This window comes from Niastella yeongjuensis, assembly GCF_900110245.1.
GTDB classification, from domain to species: domain Bacteria; phylum Bacteroidota; class Bacteroidia; order Chitinophagales; family Chitinophagaceae; genus Niastella; species Niastella yeongjuensis.
Window position 1 is genome coordinate 512,634 of sequence record NZ_FOCZ01000002.1, and the last position, 16,829, is coordinate 529,462.

Sequence of the window (16,829 nt, forward strand, 5' to 3'; positions counted from 1 at the left end):
AACGCCTGTTCAAACCGAATAAAATATTAGCAATTCGTTGATGCCACAAATGTTTCCATTGTGAGACCGGGCCCAAAAGCCGCGCCAAAAATGTGTTCTTTTCCGTTGTGGTTGTGCAGAAGGGCAGATGCCATTTTTTTAAGCACGAAGAATATGGTGGAGGACGACATATTCCCATATTGCTGCATTACATCATACGATGCCTGTAATTCGTTTGCCTGAAACGATAGTGTTTTGTGAACGGTTTCCAGGATCTTTTTTCCACCGGGGTGTATGCACCAGTGCGAAATATCCTGGCGGGTTAACCCGTTTTTTGCCAGCGCCCGGTTGGTAAGCCCGGTGAAATCTTCTTCCAGCAGGTCGGGAATATAATTGCTCAGCGTCATCAAAAAACCTGTAGAGGACACTTCCCAGGCCATGTCTTTTTTGCCTTTGGGCATTACTTCTGAATAAAACCCATCGAGATGCAGGCCTTTAAGCGGGTGTTCATCGGCTGTAACTACCGCGGCAGCACTGCCATCGGCAAACAACAGGCTCGATGCCATGTTATCCATCGTTGGCTCCCGTTGAAAATGTAACGTACACAGCTCCGTGCACACTACCAGTACTTTTGCCTGTTTGTCGGCCTGGCAAATAGCATCGGCGGTTTTTAAGGCGTGAATGCCAGCATAGCAACCCATAAAATTAATGGAAGAACGGGCGGTATGCCGCGGCAGATCGAGCAGTTCCATTACCTGCAGGTCGAGGCCGGGAGCGCTGAGTCCGGTACAGCTGACCGTGATCAGGTGCGTGATCTCCGATTCGGAAATTTTGCCATCTATACAGTCACGGACAGCATTCACCGATAATTGCGGGGCATACTTGTGAAACCAGGTCATGCGCTGTTCAAGGGATGGAAATGGTTCCAGGTTCTCGGTGTGCGGATAGAATTTCCACTCCGGCACGGGCCGGCTGTAATCGGGTATTACAGAATAACGGGTATCAATATGGCTTTGGTGATACAAAAAACGTAACCGGCGTTTGTCGGCTTCAGTAAACGAATAAATAAGCTGCATGAATTGCAGAATGTCTTCCTGCCGGTGCCTGAATGCAGGCACGGCGGTACCGATGGCAATTATTTTACTCAAAACCCCTCCAGATTAATAAGGTAAGGAATGCGAGGTTGGTACAGATAGATGCCAGGATATTCATCCGCATGGTATTGGCAAAATTTGCATTGCCCGTGTCTTTCCACACCAAACCTGCCCAACTGAAAAAATATACGAGAATTGGCAGCATCATAGTTGCTAAGACAATAAACTTTTTTTGTTCGTTGTGCGCGAAGAACGATACCGCAAGCAAACTCATGGCCAATGTATACACCAACGCCACAAAAACAAAGGTGCCGCGGTAACCCAGTAAGGCACTGATGGTAATTACACCATCTTTTTTGTCGGCTTCGTGCTGGTAAATTTGGGTGAGGGGATAAAAGCCTCCGATCAGTAAGCTGGCCGCCACCATGTCAAGGGGCGGCACAGTCAGTGTTTTGTCGATACTGCTTCCATGATAAACCATAAAGTATGTTACGGCGCCCTGAAATAGTATTACCGTTAAGTAGCCTGCTACCGGATGCTTTTTAAGCCTGATGCCCCGGTAGCTGTACGCCCTGGAGGCGGCGATATAGGTTATAATGCAAATAGTAAACCAGTAGCTGATAAAAAGACTTAATATAATGGCCACCGCATCCATCATCATGCTTACATAAAATAATTCACGCGTGGGCTGTTTGGGATTTTTGATACCGCCAATAGGCGTTTCGTCGCGGTCCATGTACGAGTTATAGCCATTGCTCGATGGATATACCAGTAAGTGTAAAATGAAAAATATCAATACCGCATGTCCTGCATGAATAACCGGTACCTGGCTTACGGCAAACAGGTATACCGGTAACAGGAAAAACGAAAAATGAAAACGAAGTAGTTGAATGGTAGATGATCGTAACATAAAAGAGTCCGCCTTTGGCGGACTCTTTAAAGATAGGAAGAAGAATTATTCTTTTTCGATCGGCTCTGTTATATTATTCTCTTCTGTTTTTTTTGAATGACCAAGGTAACCGGGAAGGTCCATGCCCGCCATATCGAAAAGATCTTTTAACGGCGGTACTGCTTTGTACAGGCCCGACACAAAGTTGGCGGTTGAGTTTTTGCCCGACCCATTTTGCCCGTTTTCCCAAACCGTTACTTTATCGATCTTGATGTTTTTGATAGCGTCTGTTTGCATTTTCACCAGCTCTGGCAGTTTATCGGAGATAAGCAGCAGTACTGCATCTTTCGGGTTGTTGCCCGCCGCTTTAACGATCCTGTCTAAACCTTCGGCCTGTTTGGTCAGGATCTCATACATCCCTCTTGCTTCCGCTTCCAGTTTGGCGTAAATAGCATCGGCCTCACCCTTTGCTTTTTCTCTTATCTTTTCTGCTTCGGCCTGTGCTTCAATAATGGCTTTTTGTTTTTGTATTTCGGCCGTTACTACAATGTTGGCGTTTTGCGAAGCGCGTTCCCTGTCGGCACGGGCGGCTTCTGCTTTTTGCTCGGCGAGGTAAGCTTCTTCCAGCGCTTTAGCAGCCTGTACTTTCTCAGCTGCGATTGCCCGCTTCAGGGCTTCTGCTTCTCTTTCACGACGCGAAGCTTCTGAATCGGCTATCTGTATTTTGGCGAGGTTTTCCCCCTGTACGGCAACAGAGTTGGCAGCTGCAGATTTAATACGCGTGTCTCTGTCGGCTTCTACCTTACCAATTTGTTCGTCTCTTTTAGCGGCAGCGATCAGGATCTCTTTGTCTTTTTCTGCCACGGCGATCATGGAGTCGCGGTCACGTTGTGTTTCGGCAATTTGTACGTCGCGTTCCTTTTGGGTTTGCTTCATGCTTACATCGCGCTCTCTGTCGGCGATGGCTTTACCAATTTCACCCATTCTATCCTGCTCGGCCACGCTTTTCTTTGCCTCGTTAAGGGCTTTGGCCGAAGCTTCTTTACCCAGCGCTTCCAGGTAACCGCTTTCATCTTTAATATCGGTTACGTTTACGTTGATCATCTTTAAACCGATCTTGTTCAACTCGGCCTCCACGTTAGAGGCAATGTTGGCCAGGAATTTATCGCGGTTGCTGTTGATCTCTTCAATATCCATCATGGCCACTACCAGGCGCATTTGACCCAGAATGATGTCTTTGGCCAGGTCGTGGATCTGGGGTTGCAGTAAGCCCAGTAACCGCTCGGCGGCGTTTTGCATAACGCCCTGCTCGGTAGAGATACCAACGGTAAAGCGCGAAGGAACATCTACCCGGATGTTTTGCTTACTCAGGGCATTGGTAAGGTTCACCTCAATGGAAATAGGAGTGAGGTCGAGGAATTTGTAATCCTGTATAACCGGCCAGATAAAAGCCGCGCCTCCGTGTATACATTTGGCGCTCAGGTTGCCATCGGTACCATCTTGTGAGCGCCCTACTTTACCGTATACAACCAGCACGCGGTCACTGGGGCATCGCTTGTACCGCCGGAACATGGACATGACCATAATGAACAGGAACAGCATGGTCACGGCAGCTACAATCAGAATGTAATCCATAATAGTAGTTTTTTTGGGGTTTGAAGTTGAATGATGATTTATATTCTAAAAGGCAGGTTGTTTTCTGCCAGTGTTACCAGTAAAATTCGATCGTCGATGATCTTCTTTACCCGCACCAGGGCACCGGTGGCAATTTCCGTTTCATCATCGGTCATGGCCGGTAACTCACGCAACGAGCCCTGTACCGTAATATGTACTTTACCAATACCGCTGCGGTTGGCCGGAATAAACAGGTAGGCACTGCCGGTAAGGTTGATGGCGTTTTCGATCTTCAGGGTGCCGCTGTGCCGCAGGCGGCTCATATTTCCCAGTATAAGCACCATCAGCAGCACGAGCCCTGTACCGCCACCCAATGCAAGCAACACTGTAATTGTTTTACCCATGCCGCCGTAATGCGCTGCCAGGCCCACCCAACCGAACATGGTGAAAAAGGCGATCATGTTCTTGAGCGTGAAGAACTGGTAGCTGGCGCCATCGTCGTGATCGACGGAACCGTCTCCATGGCCATCGGCATGATCGGTATCGCCGCCGGAAAGGGACACCATACTTTGTAACAGATAGAACGAAGAAAAGGCAAGGGCGATCCCCCAAAGGATCTTTTCAAAGGTATCGAGGTGTTGCCACCAGGTAGAAATGCTGAGCAGCATAGTGGTTCAAAGGTTTATAATTGATAATTGAACCGTGGCACGACTCAATTAATTATTGGTAGTTGAATCGTTTCAAACATTACAAAAGGCATGATAAATTTATGAGGATTTAATGAGGTTGCTGTTTTCTGCTGGTAATTCGGTTTTATTATTACGTTAATTTGGCGCCCATGAAAAGGTTATTTTTTATTTCAATGTTATTGCTTGGCGCTGTTATTACCCGGGCGCAAATAAAATCCTTTCGTTTTATTCATATTAGCGATACTCACATTGGGTCGCCAAATGGATCGGCCGAGGAAGACCTGCGGCGTACGATCCGGGATATTAACCAGTTGAACGATATCGCATTTGTGATCATCACCGGCGATATTACCGAACTGGGAACCGATGCGCAACTGGCATCGGCCAAACAGATCCTCGACAGCCTGAAACCAAAATATTACATCATTCCCGGTAACCACGATGCCGGTTGGAGTGAAAGCGGCGGCGTTCATTATACCAGCACATTTGGGTACGATAAATTCCAGTTCGATCACAATGGCATCCGGTTTATCGGCTGCGCTTCCGGTCCGTATGTGCGCATGAGTGATGGCCATGTGCCCCGTAATGCCATTGTTTGGCTGGATAGCGTGCTGGCTAAAACATCCCGCAATCAACCTATTATCTTTTGTAACCACTATCCCATCGACAACGCGCTCGATAACTGGTACGAGGTTACCGACCGGTTAAAGAAGTACAATACGCTGATGATCATGTGTGGTCATGGACATAACAACCATGCTTTGAATTTTGAAGGTATTCCCGGTGTAATGGGGCGCTCGAACCTACGGGCAAAAGCGCCATTAGGTGGCTATAACCTGGTTGATGTAACACCTGATTCTATTGTATACACCGAACGCCGCCCTGGTAGCGAACCCCTGCAACCCTGGACAAAAGTAATGTTGCATAAACCAGATACGACCGGGCATTACGAACGTCCGTCTTATGCCATCAATAAAGAATACGCCCAGGTAAAACCGAAATGGGTATTTGCCTCCGATGCCAATGTGATCTCCACACCGGCAGTAGCTAACAACCTGGTGATCTTTGGAAATCAAAATGGCATGGTAACGGCCCTCGTACAACAAACCGGTAAAAAGAAATGGAGTTATAAAACAAGCGGCGCTATCTTTTCATCGCCTGCTGTAAGTGCTGGTAAAATAGTATTGGGTTCAGGAGATGGGTATGTATATTGTTTGAATTTGCTGACCGGTCAGCTGATATGGAAATATAAAACAGAAGCGTCTGTACTCGGTTCGCCCGTGATCGTTAAGGATACGGTTTTCATTGGTGGCAGCGATCATAATTTCAATGCATTGAATATAAAGAATGGCACACCTTTCTGGAAATTCGCCGGCCTGCAGGGACCAGTTGTGAGTACGCCGCTGATCTATGGCAGTAACGTGATCTTTGGCGCCTGGGATAAGAACCTGTATGCCGTAAACAGAAGCAATGGTCAACTGGCCTGGCAATGGAATCCCGGTTTTTCAGTAATTAACTTTTCACCAGCGGCTTGTATACCGGTAGCGCACGACAGCGTGGTGTATGTGGTTTGTCCGAACCGCACCTTGTATGCGATAGATGCGATATCGGGTAATACATTATGGAAGAACAGTGAAACACGGGTGCGCGAGTCGATAGGTATGTCGGCCGATGGAAAATATGTATATGGTAAAACCATGCAGGACACAATTGCGGCTTATGCTACCAGTAAAACAGAGCAACACCCCGCCTGGGTAATGAATGCCGGTTTTGGTTATGAACACGTGCCCAGTATGCTGATTGAAAAAGACGGACAGGTTTTCTTTGGTACGCGCAATGGAGTAGTGTATGCGATTGACCCGGCCAAACAAAAAGCCATCTGGGCGCATAAAATAGATAACTCCATGGTAAATACCGTTCGTGTTCTAAGTAAGAAGGAGTTGATTGTTTCTACTATGGATGGTAAGGTTACATTATTGGGAGTACAGTAGTTTAAAGTTTAAAGTTGAAAGTTTAAAGTTTAAAGTTGAAAGTTTTGAGTTCTTGGGTTTGTAGGTTATTGAGTTCTTAGTTCTAGGTTCTGAGTTTCGCAATGCGGAGCTGCGACGGCGCGCAGAAGTGTATTCGCTTACAGCTTACGGCTTACTGCCTGTATTCCTACTGCCTTTCCTCTCTGCCCTTTGCCCTCTGCCTTCTGCCCTTCCCCCTCTGCCTTCTGCCCTTCCCCAATCACCATAAAATAACAAAGGCCCCGCTTCAACAGCAGGGCCTTTCTTTATAACTAGGTGCATTGTTCTTAAACGAGCATTCTCAATGGCTCTTCCAGTAACTGTTGCAATGTTTGCAGGAAGGCGGCGCCGGTAGCTCCGTCAACCACGCGGTGGTCGCAGGTTAAGGTAACTTTCATAACATTACCAACAACGATCTGACCGTTCTTCACTACAGGAACCTGGTTAATGGCGCCTACAGCGAGGATACAAGAGTCTGGGGGGTTAATGATGGCAGTGAATTCTTCAATACCAAACATACCCAGGTTGCTGATGGTGAAGGTGCTGCCTTCCCAATCTGCCGGTTGCAGTTTTTTATCTTTTGCTTTCTTCGCGAACTCTTTTACTTCAGTACCGATTTGTGACAATGATTTCAGATCGGCAAAACGTACAACAGGTACCAGCAGACCTTCTTCAACGGCTACGGCTACACCGATGTTCACATGATGGTTAACGCGGATCTTATCGCCCATCCAGCTGCTGTTCACTTTGGGATGTTGTTTCAGGGCAATAGCGCAGGCTTTTAACACCATGTCGTTGAACGAGATCTTAACCGGAGCAATTTCATTGATCCTGGCTCTGCTTTCTACTGCTTTGTCCATGTTTATTTCCATGGTGAGGTAGAACTCAGGAGCGGTGAATTTGCTTTCAGCAAGACGTTTGGCAATTACTTTACGCATTTGCGATACAGGTACATCTTCAAAGCTTACCTGACCAGCAACGGCAGGAGCAGCAGTTTTACCAGGTTGAGCTGTTGTTTGAGCAGCCTGACCACCACCTGCAGCCGGTGTGTAATTGTCAATATCTCTTTTAATGATACGGCCGCCATCGCCGGAACCGGCAACTTTGGAAATATCGATTCCTTTATCTTCTGCTAATTTTTTAGCGAGGGGAGAAGCAAGCACTCTGCCATTGCTGCCAGTAGCGGCTGGAGCAGCGGTTTCAGTGGCTGCGCTGGCGGTTTGGGTAGGTTGAGCAGCTGCCTGCGGTTGGCTTTGGGCCGCGCCGGCTGTAGCAACACCACCTTTGGCGGCAGCTACGATCTTTTCAACATCTACTTTCTTTTCATCGCCAATGATGCACAACAGGGCGTTTACTGGAACTTTATCGCCTTTTTGCGCACCGATGTATAATAATTTACCTTCTTTATAGCTTTCCAGCTCCATGGTAGCCTTATCGGTTTCCACGTCAGCCAGCAGGTCGCCTTTTTTAACGTTGTCGCCAACTTTTTTATGCCAGGCGGCAATTACGCCTTCTGTCATGGTATCGCTTAAGCGCGGCATCAGGATCACTTCCTGCATATTGGCCAGGTCGAGTGTGGCGCCACCAGAAGCAGCAGCAGGTTGAGCGGCGGGTTGTTCGGCTTTAGCTGGTTCAGCTGCCGGAGCGGCTGCTGCGGCGGCTTTCTGACCACCACCACCAATCAGCGAGCTGATGTCTTCACCGGGGTTACCAATGATGGCCAGCAGATCATTTACCTGTAGTTTTCCCCCTTTTTCAGTACCAATGTGAAGCAGGGTGCCATCTTTATAACTTTCCAGTTCCATGGTGGCCTTGTCGGTTTCCACCTCAGCCAGTAAGTCACCTTTCTTTACTTTGTCGCCTACCTTTTTATGCCAGGCCGCTATCACGCCTTCTGTCATGGTATCGCTCAGGCGGGGCATTAAGATCACTTCAGCCATAAATTCTTATTTGATATTCTGATTTTTTCGATTTGAGTGCTCGAAATTACAGCAAAATGCTCAATGGTCAATGGGTAAAGGTCAATTAACATTCCGACCTGTCAGGTCCGCAGCAACGGATCGCAATAGCAGGCTGCCAAAGCGAACCCGGCAGGTCTGCAGAAATTAATCAAACCCTAACTTCAGCTTACTCCGCAATTCATTCACCATTGGGTATTGTTCTATAATTTTAATATACTGTTCTTTCGTCGAGAGGGGTTTTTCCGTAGGTATAAATTCTACCGGATTCTCCGTCACCACAATAGTGAACATCAGGGTGCGGTTATTAAAGCACTGCTGTATATAGTCCGACAACTGGCGCCGTTCACCCTCAATAAATTTCTGCTCCAGGTTGTTGTTGCTCACAATTTCAAAGGAGTTACCACTGGTGATCATCAGCTGCGCCATATCGAATGATTGGGCCGCCGGGTTCTTGTTATCTTTTAATTTTTGGGAGAAATTGGCCCAGTGCTGCTGCAATTGTTCCAGCGTGAGGGGGATGACCGGATTACTGGAACCTGCCGTTTTATTGGCAAATTTCTGCCTGATCGATTCCAATGTCCCCAATTTGGGCATTGCCTTACCCGAGGCCTCCCGACCCGTCGGGAGGGTGGAAGAATGCTGTCCACCAGCATTTCCGGAATGCATTGAATTAATGTAATTCAACTCTTCCTCATCAGGGTTCAGGTACCCAACCGAAGGCTCCTCTATTATTAACCTCGCTTCGTCAGTAGGCTGGCGATAAACTGTCGAATCTACCTTTTTAGGGGCTGTTGTTTCTGCCCGCTGCCCTTTGCTCTCCATTTTCTGCTCTACCATCCCCAGCTTGCGAAACGCTACAGACTGGGCACCCTCAGCTACTTTTTTTTTAGCAAGGCCGTCCCCGCCGGCAGCCAGTTCAAGCGCCTGTTGCAGGTAGGTGAGTTTTATAATGGCCAGTTCGGTGTGCAGTCGTTTGTTACGGGCCCCTTTGAAGTTTATTTCGGCTTCGTTTAAAATGTTCAGGGCGCTTATAAGGTAGGCTACCGGGGTTTTTTGTCCGACTAACACGTATTTATCTTTAAAACTTTCTACCACCTGCAGCAATCCTGCTACTCTTTCGTCTTTGCATACCAGCAGGTTACGAATGAATTCAGAAAACCCGTTCAATACCATATCGCCTTCAAAACCCTTGCGGTCAATGTCATCGTATAATAACATGGCTCCGGCCAGGTCCTGGTTCTGCATACAATCTATTAGTTTAAAATAGTAGTCTGCATCCAGAATGTTCAGGTGCTCCAGGGTATTTTGATAGGTAACGGTACCACTGGTAAAACTTACAATTTTATCGAGAATACTGAGGGCATCGCGCATACAGCCTTCGCTTTTGCGGGCAATGATCTGTAAGGCTGGCTTCTCGGCATTGATGTCTTCTTTTTTACAAATGCTCTCCAGGTGTTCTACCGTATCGTTGTTTGTGATGCGCTTGAAATCGAAGATCTGGCATCGGCTCAGGATAGTGGGTAGAATTTTATGCTTTTCGGTAGTAGCCAAAATGAAGATAGCGTAGGAGGGTGGTTCCTCCAGCGTTTTCAAAAAGGCGTTAAAGGCCGAGGAGCTCAACATGTGAACCTCGTCAATTACGTATACTTTATGTTTACCGGGCTCGGGAGCAAATCTTACTTTTTCCACCAGCGACCGGATATCTTCCACAGAGTTGTTACTGGCCGCATCCAATTCAAATACATTCAGCGAAGTGCCCTCATTAAAAGCCACACACGACGGGCACTCATTACATGCTTCACCCTCTGCAGAAGGCTTATCACAATTGATGGTTTTAGCCAGAATACGGGCACAGGTTGTTTTACCCACCCCACGCGGACCGCAGAACAAAAAGGCATGCGCCAGGTGGTGGTTCTTGATCGCATTCTGCAGGGTGGTGGTAATATGGGCTTGTCCTACGACCGTATCAAAGGTTTGCGGACGATATTTCCGGGCTGAAACAATGAATTTATCCATGATATGTCGCAAATGTAAGGAAAAGCAGAATGTGCAAATATGCAAATTTGAAAATGATCTAATGGATTGAATATCTGTTTTTTATGCAGTTAAAAGCAGGTCCTCAAAACTTAACGGAAAGTTGATTTCTTTTCAGCCTCCCCTATTCAATATTTTATAGTCAATCTTCAGGCTGCTGCTTTCTTAAAATGGGTGTTTTAACGGGGAAAAAATTGGTGAGAATGGGGTACTTTGATATAGAGACCGTAATAATGCGGCTTTGCTTATGCTAGAAAGGCAAAAGAATTCCAATCCGCAGGACCTTCAGGACACCATTGACACCTGCCGGCAGTTGCTTTCCATTCCCGAAATTCGGGGTGACCGCTACAAATCAGCACAATACAGCTATAAATTGGCCGCCGCAATAAGGAGTACACCTGCCTATAATCCAACAGAAGTGATAGAAATACTGGAGGAAACCCTCAAAAACCTGCCTTTTAAGGAGGATCCATGTGGCGTTCACCGCCAGCGGCTGTGGGTACAAAAAAATATTTTAATAAAACAAGTATGGATAACGAGCTGAAGATCTACCTTATACAGAACCTGTTTCGCTTCGACAAGGTTTTAAATAAACTTACTGGATCCACCTGGACTTATTTACGGTCAAGATTTCTTGACCGGATTAAAAGCCCGGAAAGTAATGAGGAATTAGGAAGATGGAGTGCGACAGACGAACTCATTGCTGGCTTGCTGGAAACGGAGGCAGCCCCCCTGGTTCGACATTGGCTGAATCAGGCCTATAATAATGAGGCAGCTTATAGAGGCATCAGAATAGAATTCGAAAACCTGGAGAAGATGAATGATATAGTGCCGGAGCCGGAATTGGAATATGCCCCACCTGCGGAGAATAATGCCATACCACCCGGAAGCGAGAAAACCATTAACGCCTGGATTCCTGAGCTTGCTACACCCGGGGACTATCTTCAACCAGCACATACATACACGTTATATTTCAAAGTGGGAGATGCTGTGGATCATAATCTTTTAACGGGCGACACAGGCGTCGCAGCCCTGGATATTCCCAATGAGGGCCTGTGGCTGAAGTGTGTGGTTTATTCGTCGACAGTAGAAATTCCAACGCCCGAATTTACCCTGCTTGTTCCGAAGAATGGAAACAGTGTTACGGTCAGTCTGCCTATCATCACACGGCTGGCGGGAGAGGCGCAGCTGGAAGTGTTGCTATTTACCATCGCTCAAAATGATTCGCTTTCAGTTGAAAACGCTCCGGTAAAGGAGTTGTACCGGAAGTTTCAGCTAAGGCTGCAGGTGGGTAAACCAACTGGTCAGATTGAAGAAGCCGAAGGTGGTTTGATCCGGAACGATTGGGTAAAAAGTCCGGCTTCCCAGCTGAACCTGCCATATCCACATGAATGGACCACCCCGCCCGGAGAACTGAATATCGTTGTGATCGGCGGCGGGAAGGCATACGTCAGCGGCACCTCTGGCGGTAAAGCCGTGAATAAACCCATGGACTGGCCCGTTGCCCCGGCGCAGGTTGCGGGCCTTATTGAAAATGTGGTGGCCAGTGCGGAAAAGTTCCGCGCCAAATGGGACAATTACCTTAATGACCTGGATGCCACTGAAACTATGGACCGGCTTCGCAATTTTCAGCCTGAGTACGATTGGAGTTACCTGAATTTTAGATCAGATCAATCGCATGAACAAGCCTGGGTATCGGCGGCCCAAAGCCCCGAATTAAAAGCCCTCGCTTTTGATGGTTATTTGCTTTATGAAACTTTTTTCCCAAGCGGCTCAGAGATCAGAGGCGTCATGGATGAATTAGTTGCAGGTCATCGGATCAATATTTCCTGGGTGCCTTCCGGCTCCGATGGATTTATACCCCATGTACCCTGGGGGTTGTTTTATACCCAAATTCCCATCGATAGCACAAAGGCGGTGGATGGCGGCTCATTCATCGGCTTGCGTTACCGGATCGAATACACGTCTCATGTTGTACAGGCTGCACCGAGAACGTTGGGAAAAGTAGAAAGCACCTATAGCGCCAATCTTTTTTACTGGGGCAATAATACCAGCGATCCAACTTATATAGAGGCCAGCTGGCAGCAGCAGCAATTGGCCAACTGGCAACAACAACTTATTATTCCCGGCGCCGGTTCAACGAATGCAAAGAAAGAATTAGTGTCTATGTTGAACCAGCCTGCGGCATCTCCCCTCGGCATGATCTATTTCTTTTGTCAATGCAGTGTGGGAGATGGTAATAATCCTGTATTACGATTTGGTTCCACCTCCGATGCAGCGGATGTGGTTAACCGTATGGAACTGGGGATCCTGCCATTACAGGATCGTCCGCTCATTTTTGCCAACGCCTGTACCACCAGCACAGCAGATGCCTATATGGCAAATGAACTGGAAACTTCCTTTTTCCGGCGGGGATGCAGGGCCTACTTGGGCACCGAGATAAAAGTGCCGATCCGCTTCGCCAGCCGGTTTGCCTGTATCTTTTATAATTTTTTCTTTCGCAAAGTAGATACAAGTCCAATGGCAGCAGGAGAAGCCGTAGCGCAAACCAGGCTGTGGCTCTGGACCCAATACCAGAATATCGGCGGGTTGTTTTATACCTACATAAACCAATATGAATTATTTATGGCTGCTCCCGAAGAACTTAAAAACATTAAAAATCAATAACCATGTCAAACGATTTGATCAATAGATTTCTTTTATCGGCTACGGATGAACGAATAAACATTATCCGGAATAATGACAATAAGGAAACATTACTTAACTGGCTCGGCTCCGATGTTTATTCAGAATATGCTCGCCTGGCAGACGGTGAAGACGATCATCATCTCGGTATAAAGGCAGCAAAAAACATGATCGTTATACCCGGTGTTATGGGCAGCCTGCTGCAGAGTGAATCTAAAGGCGGTATCTGGTGGATGGATGTTCGTACCCGCAAACATATCGATGATCTGCGGCTTTCCGCCGATGGCACGGAAGATGCCGACCCGGACAATGCTATTGCTGCGTGTGCTGTTGATACAGCATATGAACCTTTTCTCACTGCCATTTTAAAGCGGGAGGATTTTGGCGCTGTGGTTTTTCCCTATGATTGGCGAAAATCGCTGGCATTAAGCGCCCCCCGTTTAAAGGAACTCATTATTCAAACCTATACCAGGAATGGAAATAACCCTGTTCACCTGGTTGCCCACAGTATGGGTGGCATGATGTTGCGGGTCACCTTAATGCAGTATGGTGAAGAATTATGGCCAATGATTGGCCGTATTGTTTTCATTGCTACTCCGCATTATGGTTCCCCGTCAATTGCGGGTTATTTAAAAAATCATTTGTGGGGCTTTAACCTGATGGCCTTATTGGGTGTTTATCTAAGCAGGGAAACGTTCCGGTCATTATGGGGAGTGCTGAGCCTGCTGCCCGCTCCGCTGGGTATTTATCCCGGAACAAGACAAGCGGATTCCGCCGCACCATCTCCTGATGAGGATACTCCTTACCTGCACCCCTGTTCGAATTTCGACATGTATGATGTTGCGTCCTGGAAGCTGGACCTGTCGCAGGAAGAGGCCGCAGCCCTTCAAAAAGTGCTGAATGGGGTGGCAGTCTTTTATCAGCAGTTGTACGATTATCACCGGCAACTGGATCAAACCTTTAAAGACAAGATGCTGGTTATTGCCGGAGTGGGATATAAAACGCTTTTTAAACTCGCCTATCATTCTAAACTATTTGGCGCCTGGGAAAAAATGGACAAGATTACCTCCAGAGTTGAAGGAGATCCTAACAGGGATGGTGACGGGCGGGTACCCCTTGCTTCGGCCATGTTGGAAAACGTAGCCATTCGTTATGTTAAAGGGGTTCACGGCGGATTACCGAATATCCCTCAGGTTTATGAAGCCGTATTTAGCTGGCTGGAAGGAAAAAGCGCCAATAATCTTCCTGACACCCCCGAAGGGGCTCTTCGCGGGCACCTGTCGGCAGATGACACAGAGAGTGTCGCTCCACACCTGGATGGAACCGCGCGCAAACAACCGTTCTCAGATGATCCCGGATTATGGGATTCGGAAACCACGACGCCACCAGAACTCAGCGAAATGGAGTCGCTGTTAGAGAAGGGCGAACTCGCCGGTTTTCAGCAGGTACGACTTCTTTAAAAATACCCTGCCAGGCCAGGAACAAATAATTACAACCTATTCAAACAACGTTTTGGATTTTATAGCAGGTGGATTTCTACCTGAAACTTAATTTATGCCATCTTTCATCCTAAGGTCATCCTAGGGTATTCCTTAGGTCATCCCAGGGTTATCCTAGGGTTTGAACCTAAGGATAAGCTTATGATAACCTTGAGAATACCTAATGAAACCCTTAAGATATAAGTACTCTTAAATATGGCTAAAACAGACCCCAAAGGGGTGATCTGGAGAAATTCTAAAGAAAGTCAGGTACTTGTTTGGATACTTAACAGTGTTAAGTATATTTGTGTCGTTAATTAACCTATTATGGGCATAACGGAAAGAAAAGAGAAACAAAAGCAGGAGATCAAGAAGATGATCCTGGATGCTTCCATGAAATTATTCATGGAGCAGGGGTTCGAGAATGTGTCTATCCGTAAAATTGCCGACCTCATAGAATACAGTCCTACAACAGTTTACCTGTATTTTAAAGACAAAAACGAGATCCTTTTCAACCTGCATGAAATGGGATTTCATAAAATGGCGGAATATAATACCGATCTCTGGACAATAAAAAACCCGCTCGTTCGTCTGGCCAAAATGGGCGAGTACTACATCCGGTTTGGACTGGAAAATCCTGCCTACTATGAACTGATGTTTATTTTAAAGGCCCCCATGGAAGCTTTAGAAGTACTGGATGCAACCTGTGAATGGAAAAGCGGTGACCAGGCTCTGGGAAAACTAAAAGAAACCATCCAGGAGTGTATGGATAAAAAGCTGGTAGAGAAAGGTGATGTAGAGGCAGTAGCGATGTCTATCTGGAGCATGGTACATGGCATGGTAGCCCTGGCCATCAGGGACCGGTTCGATAAACTGGTACCGCGGGACCAAATGGTAGCGATGATGCAAAGAGGATTGACCTGGTTGTTGAACTCATTGGATATTTCTGATAAAAAAACCTGAGGGTTTTTTTTTACTCCTTTACTTAACACCGTTAAGATTATTTACATAATAAAATAAAACAGATTGACTTATGAAAAGAAGTCTATCAATCCCGATCGTGATCGGGGTTGCAGGGGGCCTTTTTGCTCAACCGGCCGCTGCGCAAACCGCTATTCTGGATACATACATTAAAAAGGGGCTGGAAACAAACCTGGCTCTGCACCAGAAAACCTTCGACCTGCAAAAAGCTGAAGTGGATCTGAAAAGGGCCAAAACCCTGTTTTATCCGCAGGCCAGTTTTAATTCGCAATACACCCTGGCTTCGGGTGGCCGCACGCAGGACATTCCCATTGGCGATCTGTTGAACAATGTGTATTCCACTTTGAACCAGTTAACCGGCGCCAGTAAATTTCCACAGGTTGATAACCAGAAGATCACGTTTTTGCCAAACGACTTTCACGACACGCGGCTGGAAGTATCGATGCCATTGGTGAATACCGATATCTATTATAATAAAGCTATTAAACAAGAGTTGATCCATACCCAGCAGATAGATATCGAGATCTATAAACGAGAACTGGTAAAAAACATCAAGGAAGCATACTATCAATACCTGCAGGCTGGTAAAGCGGTTGACATCTACAATAATGCGCTGAAGCTGGCCAGTGAGAATTTACGGGTGAGTGAAAAGTTTGTACAAAACGATATAGGCACTAAAGAATCGGTAATGCGGGCAAAAGCGCAGGTAAGCCAGGTAAAAGCTTCGCTCATCACCGCTACCAATCAACAGCTCAATGCCGCTGCCTATTTTAATTGTTTGTTGAATGAAAACCTGGAAGCACCGGTTACCGCCGATTCTGCTTTATTTGAAAGAACAAATACAACAGTACCTGCTGCGCTGGAATTACCTGCCAGCCGCGAAGAACTTACCAAAATACAAAGCGCCCAAAAAGTAGTAGGTACCGGTTTGAAAATGAACCGCAACTACCTGGTGCCAAAACTCAATGCATTTTATAACATCGGTTTTCAGGGATTCGGGTTCCATTTCAATAGTGATCAGTTTTATCAGTTAGGCGGCCTGCAACTTAAGTGGGACCTGTTCAAAGCCAATGATAATAAATATAAGATCCAACAGTCGCAACTGGACCTGGATGCGCTCAACAACCAGTATAAAGATGTACAACAACAACTGACCTTACAGGTTCGTACCTCGCTCAATAATTATCGTTCAGCCATACAAACGCTGGAAGCCTTAAATGATGAAGTGCAAAGCGCCGTGGAAACCTACCGATTTGCCGAAAGAAGATTTCGGGAAGGACAGGCGCTGCAAATAGAGTTGATAGATGCCCGTACCCAGTTAACCAGCGCACAATTAAATTATTCACTGGCGCAATTGGCGGTGTTGTCACGAGCTGCTGAATTGGAACGGGCGACTGCAGCTTATAAATTGTAGAA

At 46.8% G+C, this 16,829-nt stretch carries 12 protein-coding genes; 6 read left to right on the forward strand and 6 right to left on the reverse strand.

All coding sequences use genetic code 11. The features are described 5' to 3' along the window. Positions 1-26: 26 nt before the first annotated feature. Genes BMX95_RS06805 through BMX95_RS06820 form a run of 4 tightly spaced genes read right to left on the reverse strand, consistent with a single transcriptional unit; the run spans position 27 to position 4,244 of the window. Positions 27-1,127, reverse strand: a complete 1,101-nt coding sequence (locus BMX95_RS06805) for a type III polyketide synthase (protein ID WP_081201218.1) — start codon at positions 1,125-1,127, stop codon at positions 27-29. Continuing rightward, complete coding sequence (locus tag BMX95_RS06810; protein WP_081201219.1) at positions 1,120-1,983, reverse strand: UbiA family prenyltransferase; 864 nt, start codon at positions 1,981-1,983, stop codon at positions 1,120-1,122. The genes BMX95_RS06805 and BMX95_RS06810 overlap by 8 nt, the downstream gene beginning before the upstream one ends. A 45-nt stretch (positions 1,984-2,028) precedes the next feature. Beyond that, the gene (locus BMX95_RS06815; RefSeq protein ID WP_081201220.1) at positions 2,029-3,597 is read right to left on the reverse strand and encodes a flotillin family protein; all 1,569 of its coding nucleotides are present in this window, start codon (positions 3,595-3,597) and stop codon (positions 2,029-2,031) included. A gap of 38 nt (positions 3,598-3,635) precedes the next feature. Further along, entirely contained in the window at positions 3,636-4,244 is a 609-nt protein-coding gene (locus BMX95_RS06820; protein WP_081201221.1) for a hypothetical protein, read from the reverse strand. Positions 4,245-4,414: 170 nt separating this feature from the next. Here BMX95_RS06820 and BMX95_RS06825 point away from each other — a divergent pair, with 170 nt between their 5' ends. After that, a complete protein-coding gene (locus tag BMX95_RS06825; protein WP_081201222.1) occupies positions 4,415-6,256 on the forward strand; it encodes an outer membrane protein assembly factor BamB family protein in 1,842 nt (613 codons plus the stop codon). 305 nt (positions 6,257-6,561) lie between these two features. Here the strand turns inward: BMX95_RS06825 and BMX95_RS06830 are convergent, their stop codons facing one another. Together BMX95_RS06830 and BMX95_RS06835 are read right to left on the reverse strand one after the other, a co-directional pair. Next, positions 6,562-8,214 carry a pyruvate dehydrogenase complex dihydrolipoamide acetyltransferase gene (locus BMX95_RS06830; RefSeq protein ID WP_081201223.1) on the reverse strand — a complete coding sequence of 551 codons (1,653 nt, stop codon included), beginning with the start codon at positions 8,212-8,214 and terminating at the stop codon, positions 6,562-6,564. 165 nt (positions 8,215-8,379) lie between these two features. Beyond that, a complete protein-coding gene (locus BMX95_RS06835) occupies positions 8,380-10,251 on the reverse strand; it encodes a DNA polymerase III subunit gamma/tau (RefSeq protein WP_081201224.1) in 1,872 nt (623 codons plus the stop codon). A gap of 265 nt (positions 10,252-10,516) precedes the next feature. Between BMX95_RS06835 and BMX95_RS06840 the strand changes: the two genes are divergently transcribed. The 5 genes from BMX95_RS06840 (at position 10,517) to BMX95_RS06860 (ending at position 16,827) form a co-directional block, all read left to right on the forward strand. After that, positions 10,517-10,813 carry a hypothetical protein gene (locus tag BMX95_RS06840; RefSeq protein ID WP_081201225.1) on the forward strand — a complete coding sequence of 99 codons (297 nt, stop codon included), beginning with the start codon at positions 10,517-10,519 and terminating at the stop codon, positions 10,811-10,813. Beyond that, positions 10,798-12,936 (forward strand): hypothetical protein, encoded by a 2,139-nt coding sequence (locus tag BMX95_RS06845; RefSeq protein ID WP_081201226.1) that lies wholly within the window; start codon positions 10,798-10,800, stop codon positions 12,934-12,936. The genes BMX95_RS06840 and BMX95_RS06845 overlap by 16 nt, the downstream gene beginning before the upstream one ends. Before the next feature lie 2 nt (positions 12,937-12,938). Further along, on the forward strand, positions 12,939-14,414 hold the full coding sequence (locus BMX95_RS06850) for a lipase family alpha/beta hydrolase (protein ID WP_081201227.1): 1,476 nt from the start codon (positions 12,939-12,941) through the stop codon (positions 14,412-14,414). Between the two features lie 345 nt (positions 14,415-14,759). Next, the gene (locus BMX95_RS06855; RefSeq protein ID WP_081201228.1) at positions 14,760-15,395 is read left to right on the forward strand and encodes a TetR/AcrR family transcriptional regulator; all 636 of its coding nucleotides are present in this window, start codon (positions 14,760-14,762) and stop codon (positions 15,393-15,395) included. A 70-nt stretch (positions 15,396-15,465) separates the two neighbouring features. Continuing rightward, positions 15,466-16,827 carry a TolC family protein gene (locus tag BMX95_RS06860; RefSeq protein WP_081201229.1) on the forward strand — a complete coding sequence of 454 codons (1,362 nt, stop codon included), beginning with the start codon at positions 15,466-15,468 and terminating at the stop codon, positions 16,825-16,827. Positions 16,828-16,829: the final 2 nt, after the last annotated feature.

Bases quoted from the DNA above. Each gene is read 5' to 3' on its own strand.
- BMX95_RS06810 (WP_081201219.1), bottom strand. From the start codon at position 1,983: ATGTTACGATCATCTACCATTCAACTACTTCGTTTTCATTTTTCGTTT.
- BMX95_RS06815 (WP_081201220.1), bottom strand. From the start codon at position 3,597: ATGGATTACATTCTGATTGTAGCTGCCGTGACCATGCTGTTCCTGTTC.
- BMX95_RS06820 (WP_081201221.1), bottom strand. From the start codon at position 4,244: ATGCTGCTCAGCATTTCTACCTGGTGGCAACACCTCGATACCTTTGAA.
- BMX95_RS06825 (WP_081201222.1), top strand. From the start codon at position 4,415: ATGAAAAGGTTATTTTTTATTTCAATGTTATTGCTTGGCGCTGTTATT.
- BMX95_RS06830 (WP_081201223.1), bottom strand. From the start codon at position 8,214: ATGGCTGAAGTGATCTTAATGCCCCGCCTGAGCGATACCATGACAGAA.
- BMX95_RS06835 (WP_081201224.1), bottom strand. From the start codon at position 10,251: ATGGATAAATTCATTGTTTCAGCCCGGAAATATCGTCCGCAAACCTTT.
- BMX95_RS06840 (WP_081201225.1), top strand. From the start codon at position 10,517: ATGCTAGAAAGGCAAAAGAATTCCAATCCGCAGGACCTTCAGGACACC.
- BMX95_RS06845 (WP_081201226.1), top strand. From the start codon at position 10,798: ATGGATAACGAGCTGAAGATCTACCTTATACAGAACCTGTTTCGCTTC.
- BMX95_RS06850 (WP_081201227.1), top strand. From the start codon at position 12,939: ATGTCAAACGATTTGATCAATAGATTTCTTTTATCGGCTACGGATGAA.
- BMX95_RS06855 (WP_081201228.1), top strand. From the start codon at position 14,760: ATGGGCATAACGGAAAGAAAAGAGAAACAAAAGCAGGAGATCAAGAAG.
- BMX95_RS06860 (WP_081201229.1), top strand. From the start codon at position 15,466: ATGAAAAGAAGTCTATCAATCCCGATCGTGATCGGGGTTGCAGGGGGC.